The sequence below is a fragment of the Sphingomonas sp. genome (assembly GCA_019635535.1).
Classification (GTDB): Bacteria; Pseudomonadota; Alphaproteobacteria; order Sphingomonadales; family Sphingomonadaceae; genus Allosphingosinicella.
On record JAHBZH010000001.1, the window covers coordinates 1,073,795 to 1,091,887 of the forward strand.

Below are 18,093 nucleotides of genomic sequence, written 5' to 3' on the forward strand. Positions count from 1 at the left end.
GAGAATGGCGAGCGAAGTCAAGGTTCCGACGCTGGGCGAATCGATCACCGAGGCGACGCTGGGCGCCTGGCTCAAGCAGCCGGGCGACGCGGTGGCGGCCGACGAGCCGATCGCCAGCCTGGAGACCGACAAGGTCGCGGTCGAGGTCAACGCGCCGTCCGCCGGCGTGCTCGCCGAGCAGCTGGTGAAGGAAGGCGACACGGTCGAGGTCGGCGCGGTGATCGCGCGGATCGAGGCGGGCGCGGGCGCCGCGCCCGCGAAAGCCGAGCTGCCCGCTTCCTCGCCGGTCAATCCGAGCGGCGCGGGAGAGAATATCGAGGTCAAGGACGAGGCGGAGGCCGGCGACGAGGATGACGGCACCAATCTGACCCTGTCGCCCGCCGTGCGCCGGATCGTGCTGGAGCATCATCTCGATCCCAGCAAGATCAAGGGCACCGGCAAGGACGGCCGCCTTACCAAGGACGACGTGCTCGCCGCCGCCAAGGCGCAGAAGGCCGAGGCGCCGGCGCAGGTGTCGGCTCCGGCCGCGGAGGCTGCTCCTGCGCCCCGCGCCGCAGTTGCGGGCGAGCGCCGCGAGGAGCGCGTCCGCATGACGCGCCTGCGCCAGACCATCGCGCGCCGGCTCAAGGAAGCGCAGAACACCGCCGCGATGCTGACCACGTTCAACGACGTGGACATGTCGGCGGTGATCGAGGCGCGCGCGCGCTACAAGGATCTGTTCGAGAAGAAGCACGGCATCCGCCTGGGCTTCATGGGCTTCTTCGTGAAAGCCGCCGCGCTTGCCGCGCGCGACGTGCCGTCGGTCAACGCCTCGATCGAGGGCGACGAGATCGTCTATCGCGACTATCTCGACGTCTCGGTCGCCGTCTCGGCGCCGCAGGGTCTGGTCGTGCCGGTGATCCGCGACGCCCAGTCGATGAGCTTTGCTGACATCGAAAAGACGATCGCCGATTTCGGCAAGCGCGCGAAGGACGGCACGCTGAAGATGGAGGAGATGCAGGGCGGCACCTTCACCATCTCCAACGGCGGCGTGTTCGGCTCCTTGCTCTCCACCCCGATCATCAATCCGCCGCAGAGCGCTGTGCTCGGCATGCACCGCATCGAGGACCGCCCGATCGCGAAGGACGGCCAGGTCGTCATCCGCCCGATGATGTATCTCGCGCTCAGCTACGATCACCGTCTGGTCGACGGCCGCGAGGCGGTCACTTTCCTCGTCCGCATGAAGGAAGCGATCGAGGACCCGACGCGGTTGCTGATCGATTTGTAAAGTCAGTTCCCCGGCGAAGGCCGGGGTCCAGGCGGCGCTACCGCGCCGTCTTTTGTTCAGGACTGGACCCCGGCCTTCGCCGGGGAACGAGGTAGAGAATGGCAGACACCAATTTCGACGTGATCGTGATCGGCGCGGGGCCGGGCGGCTATGTGGCCGCGATCCGGGCGGCGCAGCTTGGTCTCAGGACCGCCTGCGTCGAAAGCCGCGAGACTTTGGGCGGCACTTGCCTCAATGTCGGCTGCATCCCGTCCAAGGCCTTGCTCCACGCCTCCGAGCTTTATGAGGAGGCCGCGCACGGCACGCTCGCCAAATGGGGCGTGAAGACCAGCAAGGTCGAGCTCGATCTCGGCGTCATGCACGATGCGCGGCTGGAGGCGATCAAGGGCCTCACCCAGGGCATCGCCTTCCTGTTCAAGAAGAACAAGGTCGAATGGCTGAAGGGCCATGCCAAGTTCACGTCGAAGAATGCGATCGACGTCGCCGGCACCTCCTACACCGCCAAGAATTTCATCATCGCCACCGGCTCGTCGGTGACGCCGCTCAAGGGCGTCGAGGTCGATCAGAAGCAGATCGTCGATTCCACCGGCGCGCTGGAGTTGGCCAAGGTGCCGGAGCATCTCGTCGTCATCGGCGGCGGCGTGATCGGGCTGGAGCTGGGCAGCGTCTGGCGGCGGCTGGGCGCGAAGGTGACGGTCGTCGAATATCTCGACCAGATCCTCCCCGGCATGGACGGCGACGTCCGCAAGGAAGCCGCGAAGATCTTCAAGAAGCAGGGCTTCGAGATCAGGACCTCGACCAAGGTCACCGGCGCCAGCGCCAAGGGCAAGGCCGTCACGCTCACCGTCGAGCCCGCCGAGCCTGCCCCGGCGAAGGCCGGGGGCGGCAAGGCGGAGACGATCGAAGCGGACGCCGTGCTCGTCTCGATCGGCCGCAAGCCCAATACGGACGGGCTCGATCTCGCCAAGGCGGGTATCGAGGTCAACACATACGGCCAGATCGAGGTCGATCACGATTTCCGTACCGGCACGGCCGGCATCTACGCGATCGGCGACGTGACGCCCGGCCCGATGCTCGCCCACAAGGCGGAGGACGAGGGCATCGCCGCGGCCGAGATCATCGCGGGGCAGGTCGGCATCGTGAATCACGACGTGATCCCGAGCGTCGTCTACACCATGCCCGAAATCGCCGGCGTCGGCCTCACCGAGGAGGACGCGAAGGCGAAGGGCCATGAGGTCAAGACCGGCAAGTTCCCGATGATGGCGAACAGCCGCGCCAAGACCAACAAGGAGCCGGACGGCTTCGTGAAGGTGATCGCGGACGCGAAATCGGACCGGGTGCTCGGCGTCCACATCATCGCCTCGGTCGCCGGCACGATGATCGCCCAGGCCGCCCAGGCGATGGAGTTCGGCGCCACGTCCGAGGACATCGCCTACACCTGCCATGCCCACCCGACCCACAGCGAGGCGGTCAAGGAAGCGGCGATGGCGGTGACGGGCCTGCCGATCCACATCTGAGTTAATCTCCCCTCCCTGAAATCAGGGAGGGGAGGAAGATCGCCGTCTGTGATAAGGCGCTCGCCATGCCGCCCACCTTCCCAGACGCGCTCGGGCCGACGCTCGATCTCCTGAACCTCGCCGGGATTGCCGTGTTCGCGGTGTCGGGTGCGCTGCTCGCCGCGGAGAAGCGCCAGACGCTCGTCACCTTCGCCTTCTTCGCGGTCGTCACCGGCGTCGGCGGCGGCACGGTGCGCGACGTGCTGATCGGCGCGCCGGTCTTCTGGGTGCATCACAATGTGACCTTGCTGATCTGCCTGGTCGGTGCGCTCGCCGTCTGGGCGCTGCCGCGCCGGCTGTGGCACGACAAGGCCCTGCTCTGGTTCGACGCGATCGGCCTCGCCGCCTTCGCCGCTTTCGGCGCGGCCAAGGCGATGGCGTTCGGCATCGCGCCCTTGCCCGCCTTCGCGATGGGCGTGCTCACCGGTTGCCTGGGCGGCATCATTCGCGACGTGCTGGCGGGCGAGCCGTCGATCCTGATGCGCCCGGAGCTTTACGTCACTGCCGCCGCGCTCTCCGCCGCCGCGATGGTCGGGCTGAGCCTCGCCGGCCTGCCCGGCGGCGTGGCCGGGCCGGTCGCCGCCCTGCTCGGCTTCGGCCTGCGCGGCGCGGCGATCTGGCGCGGCTGGTCGCTGCCCGGCTATCCCGAGCTGTCAGCCCCGCACAAGCCAGGCGACTAGGCTGGCCAGCATCCCGCCTTGCGCGCGGCGAGCGGGCGGCGGCGCGCTCGCCGGACATTCCAGGCAGCGGGCCTGCATGACGGGGCCGTCGAGCAAGGTCTCGGTATCGGCGATCACGCGCGCCATCACCGCATCCGGGCGCGTGCCGGCCTGAGCGAAGATGTCGCGCGCGCTCGCCGGCGCCCGGGTCTGGGACATGCCGGCGAAAACGCTCGCCAGGAATCCGGGCGCCTTTTCGAGGAAGACGGGGCGGGCGGTGTCCGGGTCGATTTCCGCCCGCCGCGCCGCCTCGGCGATTGCCTCGGGCAGCGATCCGAAGCTGTCGACCAGCCCGATCTGCCGGGCGGTGCCGCCGTCCCAGACACGGCCCTGCGCGATTTCGTGGACCCGCGCGACGGGCAGGTCGCGGGCTTGCGAGACAAGCGCGACGAAACGGGCGTAGAGGCTGTCGATGCCCATCTGCAGCATCGTGCCGGCTTCGTCCGAGACCCCGCGCAGGATGTCGGGTTCGCCAGACAGCGGCGTGGTCCGCACGCCGTCCGTGCCGACTCCGATCCGGCGCAGGGTTTCCTCGAAGCTGGGCAGAACGCCGAACACGCCGATCGAGCCGGTGATCGTGGCGGGCTCGGCCAGGATGGTGTCGCCGGCGGTGGCGATCCAGTAGCCGCCGCTCGCGGCCACCGATCCGAACGAGACGACGACCGGAATACCGCGGGCCCGCACGGCATGGATGGCGCGGCGGATCCGTTCGGAGCCCGTCGCCGATCCGCCCGGCGAATCGACCCGAACCACCAGCGCGGAGAGCCGGTTCCCCCGTATGCCCTGCTCCAGATTCTCGACGATCGTCTCGGCGCCCGCATTGCCGGGAGAGGAGCGCCCGTCCGTGATGACTCCGGCGACGGTGAGCACGCCGATCCGTCCGCCCGGCCGGCTCGCCGGATTGTCGGCGAGGAAGGCGTCGTAGCGGACCGCGCGATAGGCGCCGGGCTGGCCGGAAGCGTCGCGGCCGGCCAGCTCGGCCATGCGTCGGCCGAAGGCGGTGCGGTCGCCGACATGATCGACCAGCCCGGCGGCGAGCGCCGCCCGGGCGAAATCGTTGCCGGCGCTGCGCAGGAACGGCATCGGATCGCGGACCCATTCGGCGACCCGCGCGTCGGGCCTGACCTGGCGGACATCCTCCTGCCAATTTTCCCACAGCGCGTCCGCGACCGCCTGATTGGCGCGCCGCGCCTCGGGCGACATGTCGTTGCGCGCATAGGGCTCGACCGCGGATTTGTAGGCGCCGGCCCGATAGATGTGGGCGGTGATGCCGAGCCGCTCCATCAGCCGCGCATAATAGAGCCCGGTCCCGCCCGGCCCGGCGATCCACACCGCCCCCATCGGATCGAGCCAGATCTCGTCGGCATGGGCAGCGAGCTGGTAGCTGTCATAGGTGTAGCCATTGCCGTAGGCGACCACCCGCTTGCCGGCGCGCCGCACCCGGTCGAGCGCGTCGCCGATGTCGCCGATCGCCGCCTGCCCGCCGCCGGTGAAAAGGTCGAGATCGAGCGCGACGGCCCGGATGCGGTTGTCGCCCGCGGCGCTGTCGAGCGCGTGGACGATCTCGGCCAGCCGATATTCGCGCGTCATCGATCCGGCGATGGCGTCGAGCGGGCTGACTTCGGAGGGCTGCTCGACAATCGCGCCGGCGAGGTCGAGCACCAGTGCGCCGTCGCGTGCGCTGTCCCGGTAGGGGCTGGATGACAGCGCCGCGTAAAGGCCGCCGAAGAAGACCAGCATGACGATCAGGACGAGCCCGTCCTTGATCCCGACCAACAGTCGCCAGACCTTGCCCGCGAAGCTCATTTCGTTCCTCCAAGCCGTCCTGCCGGGCTAACGCACCTGGGCGGCTGTGTAAATCCGCGACGTTTGCGCCATGTCCGCTGCGTTCTCTATAAGTAATCAATATTAAAATATATAGTTAATTATTCTTAACTATTTGAATCTGTTGTATCCATTTCGGCTTAGATACTTGTGTCGTCCAAGTAGAATTCATGTACAGTTTGGCTTCTTCCAATGAATGAGAGGAGCAGAGCTCATGTCGTGGACAAATGGAAAGGCAATGACGGCGCTTTCGTCGGTCGTTCTCCTGATGGGTCTGACGGGCTGCGAATCGAACGGCTCGACTCGCTTCACCTCGGTCGGCCAGGCGGGCCCGCCGGGCGCGCAGGGCCCCGTCGGCCCGCCCGGCGCCCAGGGGCCGGCTGGTCCGGGCGGTACCGCGGGCTCCGGCGGGCCGGGAGGTCCGGGCGGCTTGCCCGGCGCCGGTCCGCTCGGCGCATTGGCGGTCGGCGGTCTGATCGGCCCCAGCGGCATCGCCGGCACCGGGTTGCTCGCCAATACCGGCGATCCTGGCGGCAGCGTTCCGGTCGCGTCCGGGGTGCTCGTCGCGGCGGGCGATACGGTCCGGCGCGTCTCCGGCGGCCCGGTCGCGATCCTCGCCGAACGGGTCGATGCGGCGTTGCCTGGCGCGGTGCCGATCGCGGGCCGGGTGGTCGAAGTGATCGCCAATACAGGCCAGGCGCTGGTGCGCACCGGCAACGGCCAGGATTATCTGGTCGACGGCCTGACCGCCGCGCCCGGCGCGCTCGTCAATCTCTCGGTCGGCAATGCCCGCGTGCTGGGCGCGCAGGGGCAGTCGCCGCTAGCCGGGGTCAGCGCGCTCTCGGGCACCCAGAATCAGGGTGAGGGGCTCAGTGTCGGGCTCGGTTCGGACGGCCGCGTGCTGGCTCTCGCCGCGCCGGTCGCCGGTGTCGGCGCGGATGGTCCGGTCGGCAATGCCGTCGGCGCCGTCACCGATGCGGTGGCCGGACTGGTCGCCGGTGCCACGGGCGGCGCCGAAAACGCGCCGGCCAGTCCGGTTCAGGGGCTGGTCCAGTCCGTGACCGGGGCATTGCAGCCACCCGCCGCCGGTCCGTCGCGTCGCCCGCTGGGCGGCATTTTGGGCGGCGTTCTCGGCGGTTCGGCCAGTCCCCCGGGCGGCAACGACTGAGGGGTGTGCGAGGCTTCTTGTGGGGAGGAGCCTCGCCGTCGCCGCCAACAGGAAGGATTCCCCACATGTGCCGAATCTCGCTTGGCGCGCTCGCGCTCGCCGGCTTCGCGGGCGCCGCCGGCGCCCAGACCAGCACGCCGATCGACCGCGAACGGGTGGATCGCGCCCAGCCGGTTGCGCCGGCGGTGGCGGAAGAGCCCGCCCAGGCGCCGGCCGCCGCGATCCGGATCGCGACCGGGGAGGCGGCGGACGCGGCGCCGATCCGCTCGGTCCGGTTCGAGGGCAGCGACGTGCCCGCCATCGTCGCCGGCGCCGCACGCACGTTCATCGGCCGTCCGGCTTCGCGTGCCACGCTCCAGGGGCTCGCCGACGCGATGTCGCGCGCCTATGGGCGCTCGCCTGTCGCGCTCTTCACCATCGCGATTCCGGAACAGGACCTGGCTTCGGGTGACATCCTCGTGATGGTGGCGGAAGGCCATGTCGAGGCGGTGGTGCTGACCGGCGAGGTCGAAGGGCGCGCGCTGGAGCTGGTCACCGCTTATGCCGATCGACTGACTCGCGAGCGGCCGACCAGCCGCCGCGTGCTCGAACGCCATCTCTCGCTGATCCGCGACATTCCGGGGCTTACGACCCGGGCGCGGCTGGAGATGGGCGACACGCCGGGCGGCGTGCGGCTGATCCTGGCGCTCGATTATCGCCGGCCGACCCTGTCGTTCAGCTTCGACAATCGCACGACCCGGCTGGTGCGCGACGGCCAGGTCCAGGCTTCGGCGCGCGGCTACGGCCTGCTCCGCGAGGGCGACGAGACGCAGGTCAATGCCGCCGCCTCGGTCGATTTCGACGATTATGTCTATCTGGGCGCCAGCCACTCCACTCCGGTCGGGCGGGAAGGGACGCGGCTCGCCGGCTCGGTCGGCTATCTGGTAACGCGCCCGGCCGCTACCGGCCGCACCGGCGAAGCGGTCTCCTTCGGTCTCGTCCTCACCCATCCGCTGATCCGCGCCTATCGGCGCAATCTGTCGCTCAGCTTCTCCTTCGATGGGCTGGACAGCCGGAACGCCGCCTTCGGCGCGCTGATCGCGACCGAACGGACCCGGGCGCTGCGCGCGGCCGCCGGCTTTTCCGAGCTGGCGGAGCGTCGTACACTGAGCGGCGGCGTCACTCTCAGCCAGGGCCTCGGCCTGTTCGGCGCGGACGTGGCCGAGGTGATCGGCGATGCGGCCTTCTTCAAGATCAACGGCCGCGCCGCCCTTGATCAGGCGCTGGGGCGGCGGGCGGTCCTGCGCTTGCGCGGTGCCGGCCAGTGGACGAACGATCCGCTGCCTGCGGCCGAGCGGTTCGGCGTCGGTGGCGCCGAATATGGCCGCGCTTTCGAAACCGCCGTGCTCGGCGCCGATCGCGGTCTCGCCGGTCTCGCCGAGCTGGCCTGGCGACCGCTGCGCGTGCCCCGCCTCGCGGGCAGCGAGCTTTACGGCTTCGCCGATCTGGCCGCCGTCCGGCTGCTCGAACGGCCCGGCTTCGCCGGTCAGGACTTCGATCTCGCCTCGGCCGGCGGCGGGGTCCGCTTCGCCTGGGCCGACCGGGCGCTGCTGGAGCTCGAATATGCCCGCGTGGTCGATCGGCCGTTCGAAGCCTATGCCGGGGACTGGCGGATCTCGGTCGCCTGGCGGCTCTCGCTCCGCCCCTGATACGTCCCGCCCGGAAGAAAAGCGCGCTTGCGCTCTTGACCCTGTCCCGGCTGCGCCTAAATCAGCGCGCGTTGGCACTCGCCGTTCGGGAGTGCTAACACGCGAATCATTCGGCGCGGCTGTCCATATGCGGGCGGCCGCGCGATCAGGAAAGGGTTGGATATATGGCTTTTCGTCCGTTGCACGATCGCGTGCTGGTCCGCCGCGTGGAGGCCGAGGAGAAGACGGCCGGCGGCATCATCATCCCCGACACCGCCAAGGAAAAGCCCCAGGAGGGCGAGGTGGTCGCGGTCGGCGCCGGCGTCAAGGCCGAGGACGGCAAGATCACGCCGCTCGACGTCAAGGCCGGCGACAAGATCCTGTTCGGCAAATGGTCGGGCACCGAGGTCAAGATCGACGGCGAAGACCTCATCATCATGAAGGAAAGCGACATCCTCGGGATCGTCGGCTGAGCGGGGAGGGACTCCCCCTCCACGTAGCGTCAACTTCGTCAACTTCCAGATTTGAAAGGTAAGCCACATGGCAGCCAAAGACGTACGCTTTTCGCGTGACGCCCGGGAGCGCATCCTGCGCGGCGTCGACACCCTCGCCGACGCGGTGAAGGTCACCCTGGGCCCCAAGGGCCGTAATGTCGTCATCGACAAGAGCTTCGGCGCGCCGCGCATCACCAAGGACGGCGTCACCGTCGCCAAGGAAATCGAGCTCAAGGACAAGTTCGAGAATATGGGCGCGCAGATGCTGCGCGAGGTCGCGTCGAAGACCAACGACCTGGCCGGCGACGGCACCACCACCGCCACCGTGCTCGCCCAGTCGATCGTCCGTGAGGGCATGAAGTCGGTCGCGGCCGGCATGAACCCGATGGACCTGAAGCGCGGCATCGATCTCGCCGTCACCAAGGTCGTCGAAAATCTCCAGTCCCGCTCCAAGCCGGTCGCCGGCTCGAGCGAGATCGCCCAGGTCGGCATCATCTCCGCCAATGGCGACACCGTCGTCGGCGAGAAGATCGCCGAGGCGATGGAGAAGGTCGGCAAGGAAGGCGTGATCACCGTCGAGGAGGCCAAGGGCCTCGAGTTCGAGCTGGACGTCGTCGAGGGCATGCAGTTCGACCGCGGCTATCTCTCGCCCTACTTCATCACCAATCCGGAGAAGATGACGGTCGAGCTTTCCGATCCGTACATCCTGATCCACGAGAAGAAGCTCAGCAACCTGCAGGCGATGCTTCCGATCCTGGAAGCGGTCGTCCAGTCGGGCCGTCCGCTGCTCATCATCGCCGAGGACATCGAGGGCGAGGCGCTGGCCACGCTCGTGGTGAACAAGCTGCGCGGCGGCCTCAAGGTCGCGGCCGTCAAGGCGCCGGGCTTCGGCGACCGCCGCAAGGCGATGCTGCAGGACATCGCGATCCTGACCGGCGGCGAGATGATCTCGGAGGATCTCGGCATCAAGCTCGAGAGCGTGACCGTGAACATGCTCGGCACCGCCAAGCGCGTCTCCATCGACAAGGACAACACCACCATCGTCGATGGCGCGGGCGAGGCCGATCAGATCAAGGGCCGGATCGAATCGATCCGCCAGCAGATCGAGATCACCACGTCCGATTACGACAAGGAGAAGCTCCAGGAGCGCCTGGCGAAGCTGGCCGGCGGCGTCGCCGTCATCAAGGTCGGCGGCGCGAGCGAGGTCGAGGTGAAGGAGCGCAAGGACCGCGTTGACGACGCCCTCCACGCCACCCGCGCGGCGGTCGAGGAAGGCATCGTCCCCGGCGGCGGCACCGCTCTGCTCTACGCCACCAGGGCGCTCGACGGCCTGAAGGGTGCGAACGACGATCAGACCCGCGGCATCGACATCATCCGCAAGGCGCTGCAGTCGCCGCTGCGGCAGATCGCCGAGAATGCGGGCAGCGACGGCGCGGTCGTCGCCGGCAAGCTGATCGATGGCAATGACGAGAATCTGGGGTTCAACGCCCAGACCGACACCTACGAGAATCTCGTCGCCGCCGGTGTGATCGATCCGACCAAGGTCGTCCGCACCGCGCTCCAGGACGCGGCCTCGGTCGCCGGTCTGCTCATCACGACGGAAGCCGCCGTGTCCGAGCTGCCGGAAGACAAGCCCGCCATGCCGGCGATGCCGGGCGGCGGCATGGGCGGCATGGACTTCTGACGAAGCCGGCCGGCGCGCGAATTCACTTCGCGCCGCTGCCAAGACAAAGAGAAAGGGCCGGGGAAGCGATTCCCCGGCCCGTTCTCTTGCTTTGCCTTCAGGCGCCTACTGGGCGTTGCCGGACCCGTTGCTTTCCGATGCCGCCTCGCCATTCTCCGGCACGGTCTCCTCGGCGACCAGGCTGTCGGCGGAGGTGTCGAAGACATTGTCCTCCAGCATCGCAGCGGCCTCGTTGAGCTGGCGGTCTTCCTCGGCGGTCAGCGCGCCCTGACGTTCGCCGCCGCAGCCGGCGAGTGCCAGTGCGAGCGCGAGGCTGGCGGTTCCCAGGGCCGTTCTCGTTGTCATCTCGATCCTCTCCTTTCGCCCGGGCGGGTCTTAACCCGATACGCAGGCAAAGAAAAAGGGCCGCGCGCCGAAATGGCGCGCGGCCCTGTCGCATCGAGATGCGAAACGCTTACTGCGCGTTGGTGGCAGCGGCGTCGACGGTCTCGGCAGCGGCATCGACCGCGTTGCCGGCGGCGTCGGCGACGTTGGCGGTCGCGTCGGCGGCCTGGTCGAGCAGGTTGGCGGCGGCGTCCTGCGCGTTGGCGAGGTCGCTGTTGGCCTGGTCGATCACGTTCTCGGCGTCGGTGGTCGTGTTGGCGGTTTCGGTGCCGCCGCAGGCGGCCAGGCCGAGCGCGGAAACGGCGACGAGAGCAAAGGCGATCTTCTTCACGATGCTTTCCTTCATTGGTTGCGAGGAGAGAACAATATAATCGCTGGCGAGCGCCGATCGGGCACGCAAGGCCCCCCTCCGGCCCTCCAGCGAACGGCGTTTGTAAGTTATGTTACGGCGAGAGTCTAGCGTTTCTCTACCTTTGCGGTTGGGAAGCTGGTTGCCCGCTTTTCGGAAATTGTCGCGGGACATTGTCGGGTCATATGGGTTGACCATGATATAAAGATATCTTTATATCCGAAAATCATGGCCGACGCGCCCAAGATCTTCGCTTCACTCGCCGATCCGACCCGGCTGCGTATCCTTGCCCTGCTGCGGGCGATGGAGCTCTCCGTCGGTGAGATCGCGCAGGTGCTGGGGCAGAGCCAGCCGCGGGTCTCGCGCCATGTAAAGATTTTGATCGATGCCGGCCTCGCCGAACGGCGCAAGGAGGGCAGCTGGGTGTTCGTCAGCCTCGGTGCGCGCGAACGGGTCGAGCCTCTGTTCCACCTCATCGACTGCTGGACCGGGCTGGACGGCGAAAATGCCTGGACGGTGGCCGACGCCGCCCGGCTGAAGGCGGTGCGCGCCGATCGCGCGACGGCGGCGGAGCGCTATTTCGCCGGCCATGCCGAGCAATGGGACGCGCTGCGCTCGCTCCATGTCGCCGAAAGCGAGGTCGAGGCGGCGATCGGCCGGGCGCTGGGCGGCGCGCCGCTCGGCCGGCTGGTCGATATCGGCACCGGCACGGGACGGATGATCGAATTGTTCGGCCCGGCCTCCGACGGCGCGCTCGGTATCGATCGCTCGCCCGAAATGCTGCGCCTCGCCCGGGTCAAGCTGGCGGAGGCGGGTCTCGATTCGGCCGAACTTCGGCAGGGCGATATGTATGCCCTGCCGCTGCCGTCGGGATCGGCGGACACCGTCATCATCCACCAGGTGCTCCATTATGCGCAGAACCCGACCGCCGCGGTGGCCGAGGCGGCGCGGCTGCTCGCACCCGGCGGGCGGCTGCTGATCGCCGATTTCGCTGCGCATGAGCGCGAGGAGCTGCGCGCCCGTGCCGCTCATCTTCGCCTGGGTTTCGCCGACGAGGCGATGCTGCGCTACCTCGCCGATGCGGGCCTCGAAGGCGAAGTAGTCGAGCATCTAGAGGGTGGCGAGCTCACCGTCACGATCTGGCTCGCCCGGCGCACCGACGCGCGGCTGAAGGTGGTGGCATGAGCCCCGCCGCGCCCGCGCTGGAGCGGATCGGCCGGCCGCTCTTCGCCGACGCGGCCGGCGACATCGCGGTCAGCTTCGAATTCTTCCCGCCGAAGACCGAGAAGATGGAGGCGACGCTCTGGGACTCGATCCAGACGCTCGCCCCGCTTGGCCCGCGCTTCGTCTCCGTCACCTACGGCGCCGGCGGCTCGACGCGCGAGCGCACCCACGCCACCGTCGCGCGGATCGTGCGCGAGACGGCGCTGACCCCCGCCGCGCATCTCACCTGCGTGGATGCGACGCGCGAGGAGATCGACGAGGTGGCTCGTGCTTATTGGGAGGCCGGGGTGCGCCACATCGTCGCCCTGCGCGGCGATCCGCCGGAGCCCGGGGCGGCCTTCGTCTCGCCCGCCGACGGCTATGCCAATGCGGCCGAGCTGGTCGCGGGCCTGAAGCGGATCGCGCCGTTCGACATCTCGATCGCCGCCTATCCGGAATGCCATCCGGATTCGCCGACCCGCGCCGCCGATCTCGACAATCTGAAGCGCAAGATCGACGCCGGCGCCGACCGGGCGATCACGCAATTCTTCTTCTCGCCCGAATGCTTCCTGCGCTTCCGCGACGAGGCGGCGGCGGCGGGGATCGACGCGGAGATCGTGCCCGGCATCCTGCCCGTCTCCAACGTCGCCCAGACCCGCAAGTTCGCCGGCATGTGCGGCGCCGCGATCCCGCTTTGGATGGACCGGCTGTTCGAAGGGCTGGACGATCTGCCCGATGCCCGCAAGCTCGTCGCCGCCACCGTCGCGGCGGAATTGTGCGCGCAGCTTTACGCGGGCGGGGTGCGCAACTTCCATTTTTACACATTGAATCGCGCCGAACTGACCTACGCGATCTGCCATCTGCTCGGCCTCAGGCCCGGGCCGGCGCGCGAGGAGAGAGCGGCATGAGCGCGCGGGAACGGCTGAAGGCCGCCGCCGCCGGGCGCATCCTGCTCACCGACGGCGCGTTCGGCACCGAAATCCAGAACCGCAAGCTCGGCGAGGCCGACTATCGCGGCAAGCTCGTTCTGGCGCGCGACCAGAAGGGCAATAACGATATCCTGGCGCTGACCCGCCCCGACATCGTCGAGGAGATCACCCGCGCCTATCTGGCCGCCGGCTCCGACATCGTCTCGACCAACACGTTCAGCGCCAACGCGATCAGCCAGGCCGATTATGCCGCCGAGCATCTGGTCGCGGACATCAACATCGCCTCCGCCCGGATCGCCCGCGCCGCCGCCGATGATTTCGAGGCGCAGGACGGCCGCCCCCGCTTCGTCGCCGGCGCGATCGGCCCGACCAACAAGACACTGTCGCTTTCGCCCGACGTCAACGATCCGGGCTTCCGCGAGATCGATTTCGACGGATTGAAGGCCGTCTACCGCCAGCAGGCCGATGCGCTGATCGCGGGCGGGGCGGACTTCATCCTGATCGAGACGATCTTCGACACGCTCAATGCCAAGGCCGGCATCATGGCGGCGCGCGAGGCGGGCGCGGCGCTCGGCCGCGACGTGCCGCTGATGATCTCGATGACGCTCACCGACCTCAGCGGGCGTAACCTCTCCGGCCACACGGTCGAGGCCTTCTGGCACGCGGTGCGCCATGCCGACGCGGTGACGATCGGCCTCAACTGCTCGTTCGGCGCGCAGCAATTGCGGCCGCACGTCCAGGCGCTGTCCGGCATCGCCGACACGCTGATCATGGCCTATCCCAATGCCGGCCTGCCCAACGAGCTGGGCGAATATGACGAGCTGCCGGAGCAGACGGCGGCGTTGCTCAGGGAATGGGCGGAGGCCGGCTGGGTCAACATTATCGGCGGCTGCTGCGGCTCGACGCCGGCGCACATCGCCGCGATGGCGCAGGCGGTGGCGGGCTTCGCGCCGCGCAAGCTGCCCGTGCCGCCCGTGGTGACCCGGCTTGCCGGCCTCGAGCCGATGACGCTCGCTGCCTGATATCATGGCCGATCAGCCCCGCGCCACCTTCGTCAATATCGGCGAGCGCACCAACGTCACCGGCTCCGCCCGGTTCAAGAAGCTCGTCATGGCCGGCGATTATGCCGCCGCGGTCGAGGTCGCGCGCCAGCAGGTCGAGAACGGCGCGCAGGTGATCGACGTCAACATGGACGAGGGCCTGCTCGATGCCGAGCTGGCCATGACCACCTATCTGAAGCTGATCGCGGCCGAGCCGGACATCGCGCGCGTGCCGGTGATGGTCGATTCGTCCAAATGGGCGGTGATCGAGGCCGGGCTGAAATGCGTGTCCGGCAAGCCGATCGTCAATTCGATCAGCATGAAGGAGGGCGAGGAGGAATTCCTGCGCCTCGCCCGCAAGGTGCGCGGCTATGGCGCGGCGGTGGTCGTCATGGCCTTCGACGAGACCGGCCAGGCCGACACCGCCGCGCGCAAGATCGAGATCTGTTCGCGCGCCTATGACCTGCTTGTCGCCGACGGCTTCCCGCCCGAGGACATCATCTTCGATCCCAACATCTTCGCGGTCGCGACGGGGATCGAGGAGCACCGCACCTATGCGGTCGATTTCATCGAGGCGTGCAAGATCATCCGCCAGCGCTGCCCGCACGCCCATATCTCCGGCGGCCTGTCCAACCTCAGCTTCTCGTTCCGGGGGAACGAACCGGTGCGCCGGGCGATGCACTCGGTCTTCCTCTATCATGCCGTCCCGGCCGGGCTGGACATGGCGATCGTCAATGCCGGCCAGCTCGACGTCTACGACACGATCGATCCGGTGCTGCGCGAGGCGTGCGAGGATGTCGTCCTCAACCGCCGTGAGGACGCCACCGAACGGCTCGTGACGATCGCCGAAAAATATCTGGGCAGCGATCCCGTCCGCGAGAAGGCCGAGGCGGAATGGCGCGGCTGGCCGGTCGCCAGGCGGCTGGAACATGCCCTGGTCAAGGGCATCGACGCTTATGTGGTCGAGGACACGGAGGAGGCGCGCCAGTCTGCCGCTCGCCCGATCGAGGTGATCGAAGGCCCGCTGATGGACGGCATGAACGTCGTCGGCGACCTGTTCGGGTCCGGCAAGATGTTCCTGCCGCAGGTGGTGAAATCGGCGCGCGTGATGAAGAAGGCGGTTGCTTATCTGCTGCCCTTCATCGAGGCGGAGAAGGACGAGAACGCCAAGGGCAAGGGCCTGGTCGTGATGGCCACGGTCAAGGGCGACGTCCACGATATCGGCAAGAACATCGTCGGCGTCGTGCTCCAGTGCAACGGTTTCGAGATCGTCGATCTGGGCGTGATGGTGCCCTGGCAGGACATCCTGAAAGCCGCCAACGAGAACGAGGCGGACATGATCGGCCTCAGCGGCCTGATCACCCCGTCGCTCGATGAGATGGTGACGGTGGCCGAGGAGATGCAGCGCGAGAAGATGACGATGCCGCTGCTGATCGGCGGCGCGACCACCAGCCGCGTCCACACCGCGCTCCGGATCGATCCCGCCTATGACGGTCCCGTGCTCCACGTTCTCGATGCCAGCCGCGCCGTCGGCGTCGCTTCCAGCCTCGTCTCCGACACGCAGAAGGCGCCGCTGGTCGACAAGACCGCCGAGGATTATGAGGCCATCCGCATCGCGCGCTCCAATAAGGGGCAGAGCGCGCTGGCGACGCTCGCCGAGGCGCGCGCCAACGGTTTCGCTTACGATCCGGCCGGCAAGGCACCGCCGCCGGCGCGTCCCGGCGTCCACCATTTCAACGACTGGCCGCTGCGCGAGCTGCGCGACAGCATCGACTGGACGCCCTTCTTCCGCGCCTGGGAGCTGGCCGGCACCTATCCCGCGATCCTCGACGACGAGGTGGTGGGCGAAAGCGCGCGGTCGCTGTTCAACGACGCCCAGGCGATGCTCGACCGGATCATCGCCGAGCATTGGCTGACGGCGCGCGCCAGCGTCGGCCTGTGGCGTTGCCGCCGCGAGGGCGACGATGTCCATGTGCTGGCCGGAAACGACGAGACGCGACTCGCCTTCCTGCGCCAGCAGGTGAAGAAGCGCGAGGGGCGGGCGAATATGTGCCTGGCCGACTTCATCGATCCGGCGGGCGACGACTGGATCGGCGGCTTCGCGGTCGGCATCCACGGCATCGACCGGCATCTCGCCCGCTTCAAGGAACAGAGCGACGTCTATTCGGACATCCTGCTGAAGGCGCTGGCCGACCGGCTGGCGGAGAGCTTCGCCGAGACATTGCACGCCCATGTCCGCGATTCGATCTGGGGCTATGCACCGGACGAGCATTTCACCAATGCCGATCTCATTCGCGAAACCTATGCCGGCATCCGCCCTGCGCCCGGCTATCCGGCCTGTCCCGATCACAGCCTGAAGCCGGTCCTGTTCGCGATGCTGTCCGGGCAGGGCGCGAATGAAGGCCCGGCCGGGGTCCGCCTCACCGATTCCTACGCGATGCTGCCGGCTTCGGCCGTGTCCGGCTTCTATTTCGGACACCGCGACAGCCAGTATTTCGGCGTCGCCCGCATCGGCCCCGACCAGCTCGAAGACTATGCCGTTCGCCGCGGCGTCGACGTCGAGCAGGCCACACGCTGGCTGCGGCCGAACCTGGACTGATCTCCTCGCTCCCGGCGAAGCCGGCCAGTCATTCTTCTTCGCGTCTTCGCGCCTTCGCGTGAAAAAGCTGCTTGGTTCACGCGAAGGCGCGAAGACGCGAAGGAAAGGAATGAGGTTCCGGCTCCGCCGGGAATGAGGTGGAATGTCGCGCCGGTTTTCGTCCCGATCCGGGGCAGGATTTTGTTAACCGCGTTCCGGCCTCGACAGCGGGGGGTGCGAGCCGTCACTTCCCGCGCCATGGATCGGCGTTTCCTCATCGCGCTCGCGGTCGCCTGCCTGATCGTGGCCATGCCCACGTCGGCGCAGACGGCGGACGCGCCGTTCACCGTGGCGGAGACGGGGCGCGGCTATGCGCGACTCGCCGATGCGGTCGCCGCGATCGGCAATGGCGAGGGCACGATCCTGATCGCGCCGGGCCGCTACCGCCAGTGCGCGGTGCAGGAGGCGGGCAGCATCGCCTATGTCGCGCGCGAGCCCGGCACTGCGATCTTCGACGGCGTCGCATGCGAGGGGAAAGCGGCGCTCGTCCTCGACGGCCGCGCCGCCCGCGTGGAAGGCCTCGTCTTCCAGAATATCCGTGTGCCGGACCTCAATGGCGCGGGCATCCGGCTCCAGTCCGGCGAGCTGGTGGTGCGCGAGACGTTGTTCCGCGAGGGCGAGAACGGCATCCTGGTCGCGATGGATCACGACGCGCCGATCCGGATCGAGCAGTCGACCTTCTCGCGGCTCGGTCTTTGCCCGGAAGATGCCGGCTGCTCGCACGGCATCTACAACAGCGGCACCGGCGCGCTGACCGTCGTGCGTTCCCGCTTCGAGCGCGGCACGGGCGGCCATTATCTCAAGAGCCGGGGCCGGCGGATCGACGTCACCGAATCCTCCTTCGACGACAGTGCGGGGCAGGCGACCAATTACCTGATCGACCTTTCCAACGGCGCGACCGGCCGGATCGCCGGCAATGTCTTCGTGCAGGGCGCGAACAAGGAGAATTACAGCGCCCTCATCATGGTCGCCCCGGAAGGCGACGAGCACAGCTCGGCCGGCCTCACCATCACCGGCAACCAGGCCAGCCTCGCGCCGGGCGCGCGCCGCACCACCTTCGTCGTCGACGGCAGCGGCGAGCGCATCGCGATCGAGAACAACCGGCTCGATCCCCAAATCGCCCGGCTCGAGCGGCGCTAGGGTCGTTTTCAGCTCCGCTGAATCGGCACCG

15 protein-coding genes are annotated in these 18,093 nt (G+C 68.3%); 12 read left to right on the forward strand and 3 right to left on the reverse strand.

The genetic code is table 11. The annotated features are described in order from the left end of the window. Positions 1 to 4 precede the first annotated feature (4 nt). The 3 genes from odhB to KF780_05525 all read left to right on the forward strand — a co-directional run bounded on the left by odhB (position 5) and on the right by KF780_05525 (position 3,503). A complete protein-coding gene (gene odhB, locus KF780_05515) occupies positions 5 to 1,267 on the forward strand; it encodes a 2-oxoglutarate dehydrogenase complex dihydrolipoyllysine-residue succinyltransferase (protein ID MBX3561253.1) in 1,263 nt (420 codons plus the stop codon). A 98-nt stretch (positions 1,268 to 1,365) separates the two neighbouring features. Further along, positions 1,366 to 2,784 carry a dihydrolipoyl dehydrogenase gene (gene lpdA / locus KF780_05520; GenBank protein MBX3561254.1) on the forward strand — a complete coding sequence of 473 codons (1,419 nt, stop codon included), beginning with the start codon at positions 1,366 to 1,368 and terminating at the stop codon, positions 2,782 to 2,784. A gap of 65 nt (positions 2,785 to 2,849) precedes the next feature. After that, the gene (locus tag KF780_05525; GenBank protein ID MBX3561255.1) at positions 2,850 to 3,503 is read left to right on the forward strand and encodes a trimeric intracellular cation channel family protein; all 654 of its coding nucleotides are present in this window, start codon (positions 2,850 to 2,852) and stop codon (positions 3,501 to 3,503) included. Here the strand turns inward: KF780_05525 and sppA are convergent. Continuing rightward, complete coding sequence (sppA, locus tag KF780_05530; GenBank protein ID MBX3561256.1) at positions 3,477 to 5,348, reverse strand: signal peptide peptidase SppA; 1,872 nt, start codon at positions 5,346 to 5,348, stop codon at positions 3,477 to 3,479. The genes KF780_05525 and sppA overlap by 27 nt on opposite strands. A 256-nt stretch (positions 5,349 to 5,604) precedes the next feature. Between sppA and KF780_05535 the strand changes: the two genes are divergently transcribed. The 4 genes from KF780_05535 (at position 5,605) to groL (ending at position 10,379) form a co-directional block, all read left to right on the forward strand. After that, positions 5,605 to 6,534 carry a hypothetical protein gene (locus KF780_05535; GenBank protein ID MBX3561257.1) on the forward strand — a complete coding sequence of 310 codons (930 nt, stop codon included), beginning with the start codon at positions 5,605 to 5,607 and terminating at the stop codon, positions 6,532 to 6,534. Positions 6,535 to 6,599: 65 nt separating this feature from the next. After that, the gene (locus KF780_05540) at positions 6,600 to 8,222 is read left to right on the forward strand and encodes a ShlB/FhaC/HecB family hemolysin secretion/activation protein (GenBank protein ID MBX3561258.1); all 1,623 of its coding nucleotides are present in this window, start codon (positions 6,600 to 6,602) and stop codon (positions 8,220 to 8,222) included. Between the two features lie 164 nt (positions 8,223 to 8,386). Then, entirely contained in the window at positions 8,387 to 8,674 is a 288-nt protein-coding gene (gene groES, locus KF780_05545; GenBank protein MBX3561259.1) for a co-chaperone GroES, read from the forward strand. A 67-nt stretch (positions 8,675 to 8,741) separates the two neighbouring features. Then, entirely contained in the window at positions 8,742 to 10,379 is a 1,638-nt protein-coding gene (gene groL / locus KF780_05550) for a chaperonin GroEL (GenBank protein ID MBX3561260.1), read from the forward strand. Positions 10,380 to 10,484: 105 nt separating this feature from the next. On the opposite strand, the gene KF780_05555 is transcribed toward groL, so the two are convergent. Together KF780_05555 and KF780_05560 are read right to left on the reverse strand one after the other, a co-directional pair. Then, positions 10,485 to 10,724: a hypothetical protein gene (locus tag KF780_05555; protein ID MBX3561261.1), complete on the reverse strand. Its 240-nt coding sequence runs from the start codon at positions 10,722 to 10,724 to the stop codon at positions 10,485 to 10,487. Positions 10,725 to 10,833: 109 nt separating this feature from the next. Then, the gene (locus KF780_05560; protein MBX3561262.1) at positions 10,834 to 11,109 is read right to left on the reverse strand and encodes an entericidin EcnAB; all 276 of its coding nucleotides are present in this window, start codon (positions 11,107 to 11,109) and stop codon (positions 10,834 to 10,836) included. Between the two features lie 231 nt (positions 11,110 to 11,340). Between KF780_05560 and KF780_05565 the strand changes: the two genes are divergently transcribed. The 5 genes from KF780_05565 (at position 11,341) to KF780_05585 (ending at position 18,062) form a co-directional block, all read left to right on the forward strand. Next, entirely contained in the window at positions 11,341 to 12,297 is a 957-nt protein-coding gene (locus KF780_05565; GenBank protein ID MBX3561263.1) for a metalloregulator ArsR/SmtB family transcription factor, read from the forward strand. Continuing rightward, on the forward strand, positions 12,294 to 13,223 hold the full coding sequence (gene metF / locus KF780_05570) for a methylenetetrahydrofolate reductase (protein ID MBX3561264.1): 930 nt from the start codon (positions 12,294 to 12,296) through the stop codon (positions 13,221 to 13,223). The genes KF780_05565 and metF overlap by 4 nt, the downstream gene beginning before the upstream one ends. Beyond that, on the forward strand, positions 13,220 to 14,266 hold the full coding sequence (locus KF780_05575; protein ID MBX3561265.1) for a homocysteine S-methyltransferase family protein: 1,047 nt from the start codon (positions 13,220 to 13,222) through the stop codon (positions 14,264 to 14,266). The genes metF and KF780_05575 overlap by 4 nt, the downstream gene beginning before the upstream one ends. Positions 14,267 to 14,270: 4 nt before the next feature. After that, the gene (metH, locus tag KF780_05580; protein MBX3561266.1) at positions 14,271 to 16,883 is read left to right on the forward strand and encodes a methionine synthase; all 2,613 of its coding nucleotides are present in this window, start codon (positions 14,271 to 14,273) and stop codon (positions 16,881 to 16,883) included. 288 nt (positions 16,884 to 17,171) lie between these two features. Further along, complete coding sequence (locus tag KF780_05585) at positions 17,172 to 18,062, forward strand: right-handed parallel beta-helix repeat-containing protein (protein MBX3561267.1); 891 nt, start codon at positions 17,172 to 17,174, stop codon at positions 18,060 to 18,062. The last annotated feature ends 31 nt before the right edge of the window (positions 18,063 to 18,093 follow it).

Excerpts from the sequence above, each read along its gene's own strand:
- odhB (MBX3561253.1), top strand. The coding sequence starts at position 5 with ATGGCGAGCGAAGTCAAGGTTCCGACGCTGGGCGAATCGATCACCGAG.
- lpdA (MBX3561254.1), top strand. The coding sequence starts at position 1,366 with ATGGCAGACACCAATTTCGACGTGATCGTGATCGGCGCGGGGCCGGGC.
- KF780_05525 (MBX3561255.1), top strand. The coding sequence starts at position 2,850 with ATGCCGCCCACCTTCCCAGACGCGCTCGGGCCGACGCTCGATCTCCTG.
- sppA (MBX3561256.1), bottom strand. The coding sequence starts at position 5,348 with ATGAGCTTCGCGGGCAAGGTCTGGCGACTGTTGGTCGGGATCAAGGAC.
- KF780_05535 (MBX3561257.1), top strand. The coding sequence starts at position 5,605 with ATGACGGCGCTTTCGTCGGTCGTTCTCCTGATGGGTCTGACGGGCTGC.
- KF780_05540 (MBX3561258.1), top strand. The coding sequence starts at position 6,600 with ATGTGCCGAATCTCGCTTGGCGCGCTCGCGCTCGCCGGCTTCGCGGGC.
- groES (MBX3561259.1), top strand. The coding sequence starts at position 8,387 with ATGGCTTTTCGTCCGTTGCACGATCGCGTGCTGGTCCGCCGCGTGGAG.
- groL (MBX3561260.1), top strand. The coding sequence starts at position 8,742 with ATGGCAGCCAAAGACGTACGCTTTTCGCGTGACGCCCGGGAGCGCATC.
- KF780_05555 (MBX3561261.1), bottom strand. The coding sequence starts at position 10,724 with ATGACAACGAGAACGGCCCTGGGAACCGCCAGCCTCGCGCTCGCACTG.
- KF780_05560 (MBX3561262.1), bottom strand. The coding sequence starts at position 11,109 with ATGAAGGAAAGCATCGTGAAGAAGATCGCCTTTGCTCTCGTCGCCGTT.
- KF780_05565 (MBX3561263.1), top strand. The coding sequence starts at position 11,341 with ATGGCCGACGCGCCCAAGATCTTCGCTTCACTCGCCGATCCGACCCGG.
- metF (MBX3561264.1), top strand. The coding sequence starts at position 12,294 with ATGAGCCCCGCCGCGCCCGCGCTGGAGCGGATCGGCCGGCCGCTCTTC.
- KF780_05575 (MBX3561265.1), top strand. The coding sequence starts at position 13,220 with ATGAGCGCGCGGGAACGGCTGAAGGCCGCCGCCGCCGGGCGCATCCTG.
- metH (MBX3561266.1), top strand. The coding sequence starts at position 14,271 with ATGGCCGATCAGCCCCGCGCCACCTTCGTCAATATCGGCGAGCGCACC.
- KF780_05585 (MBX3561267.1), top strand. The coding sequence starts at position 17,172 with ATGCCCACGTCGGCGCAGACGGCGGACGCGCCGTTCACCGTGGCGGAG.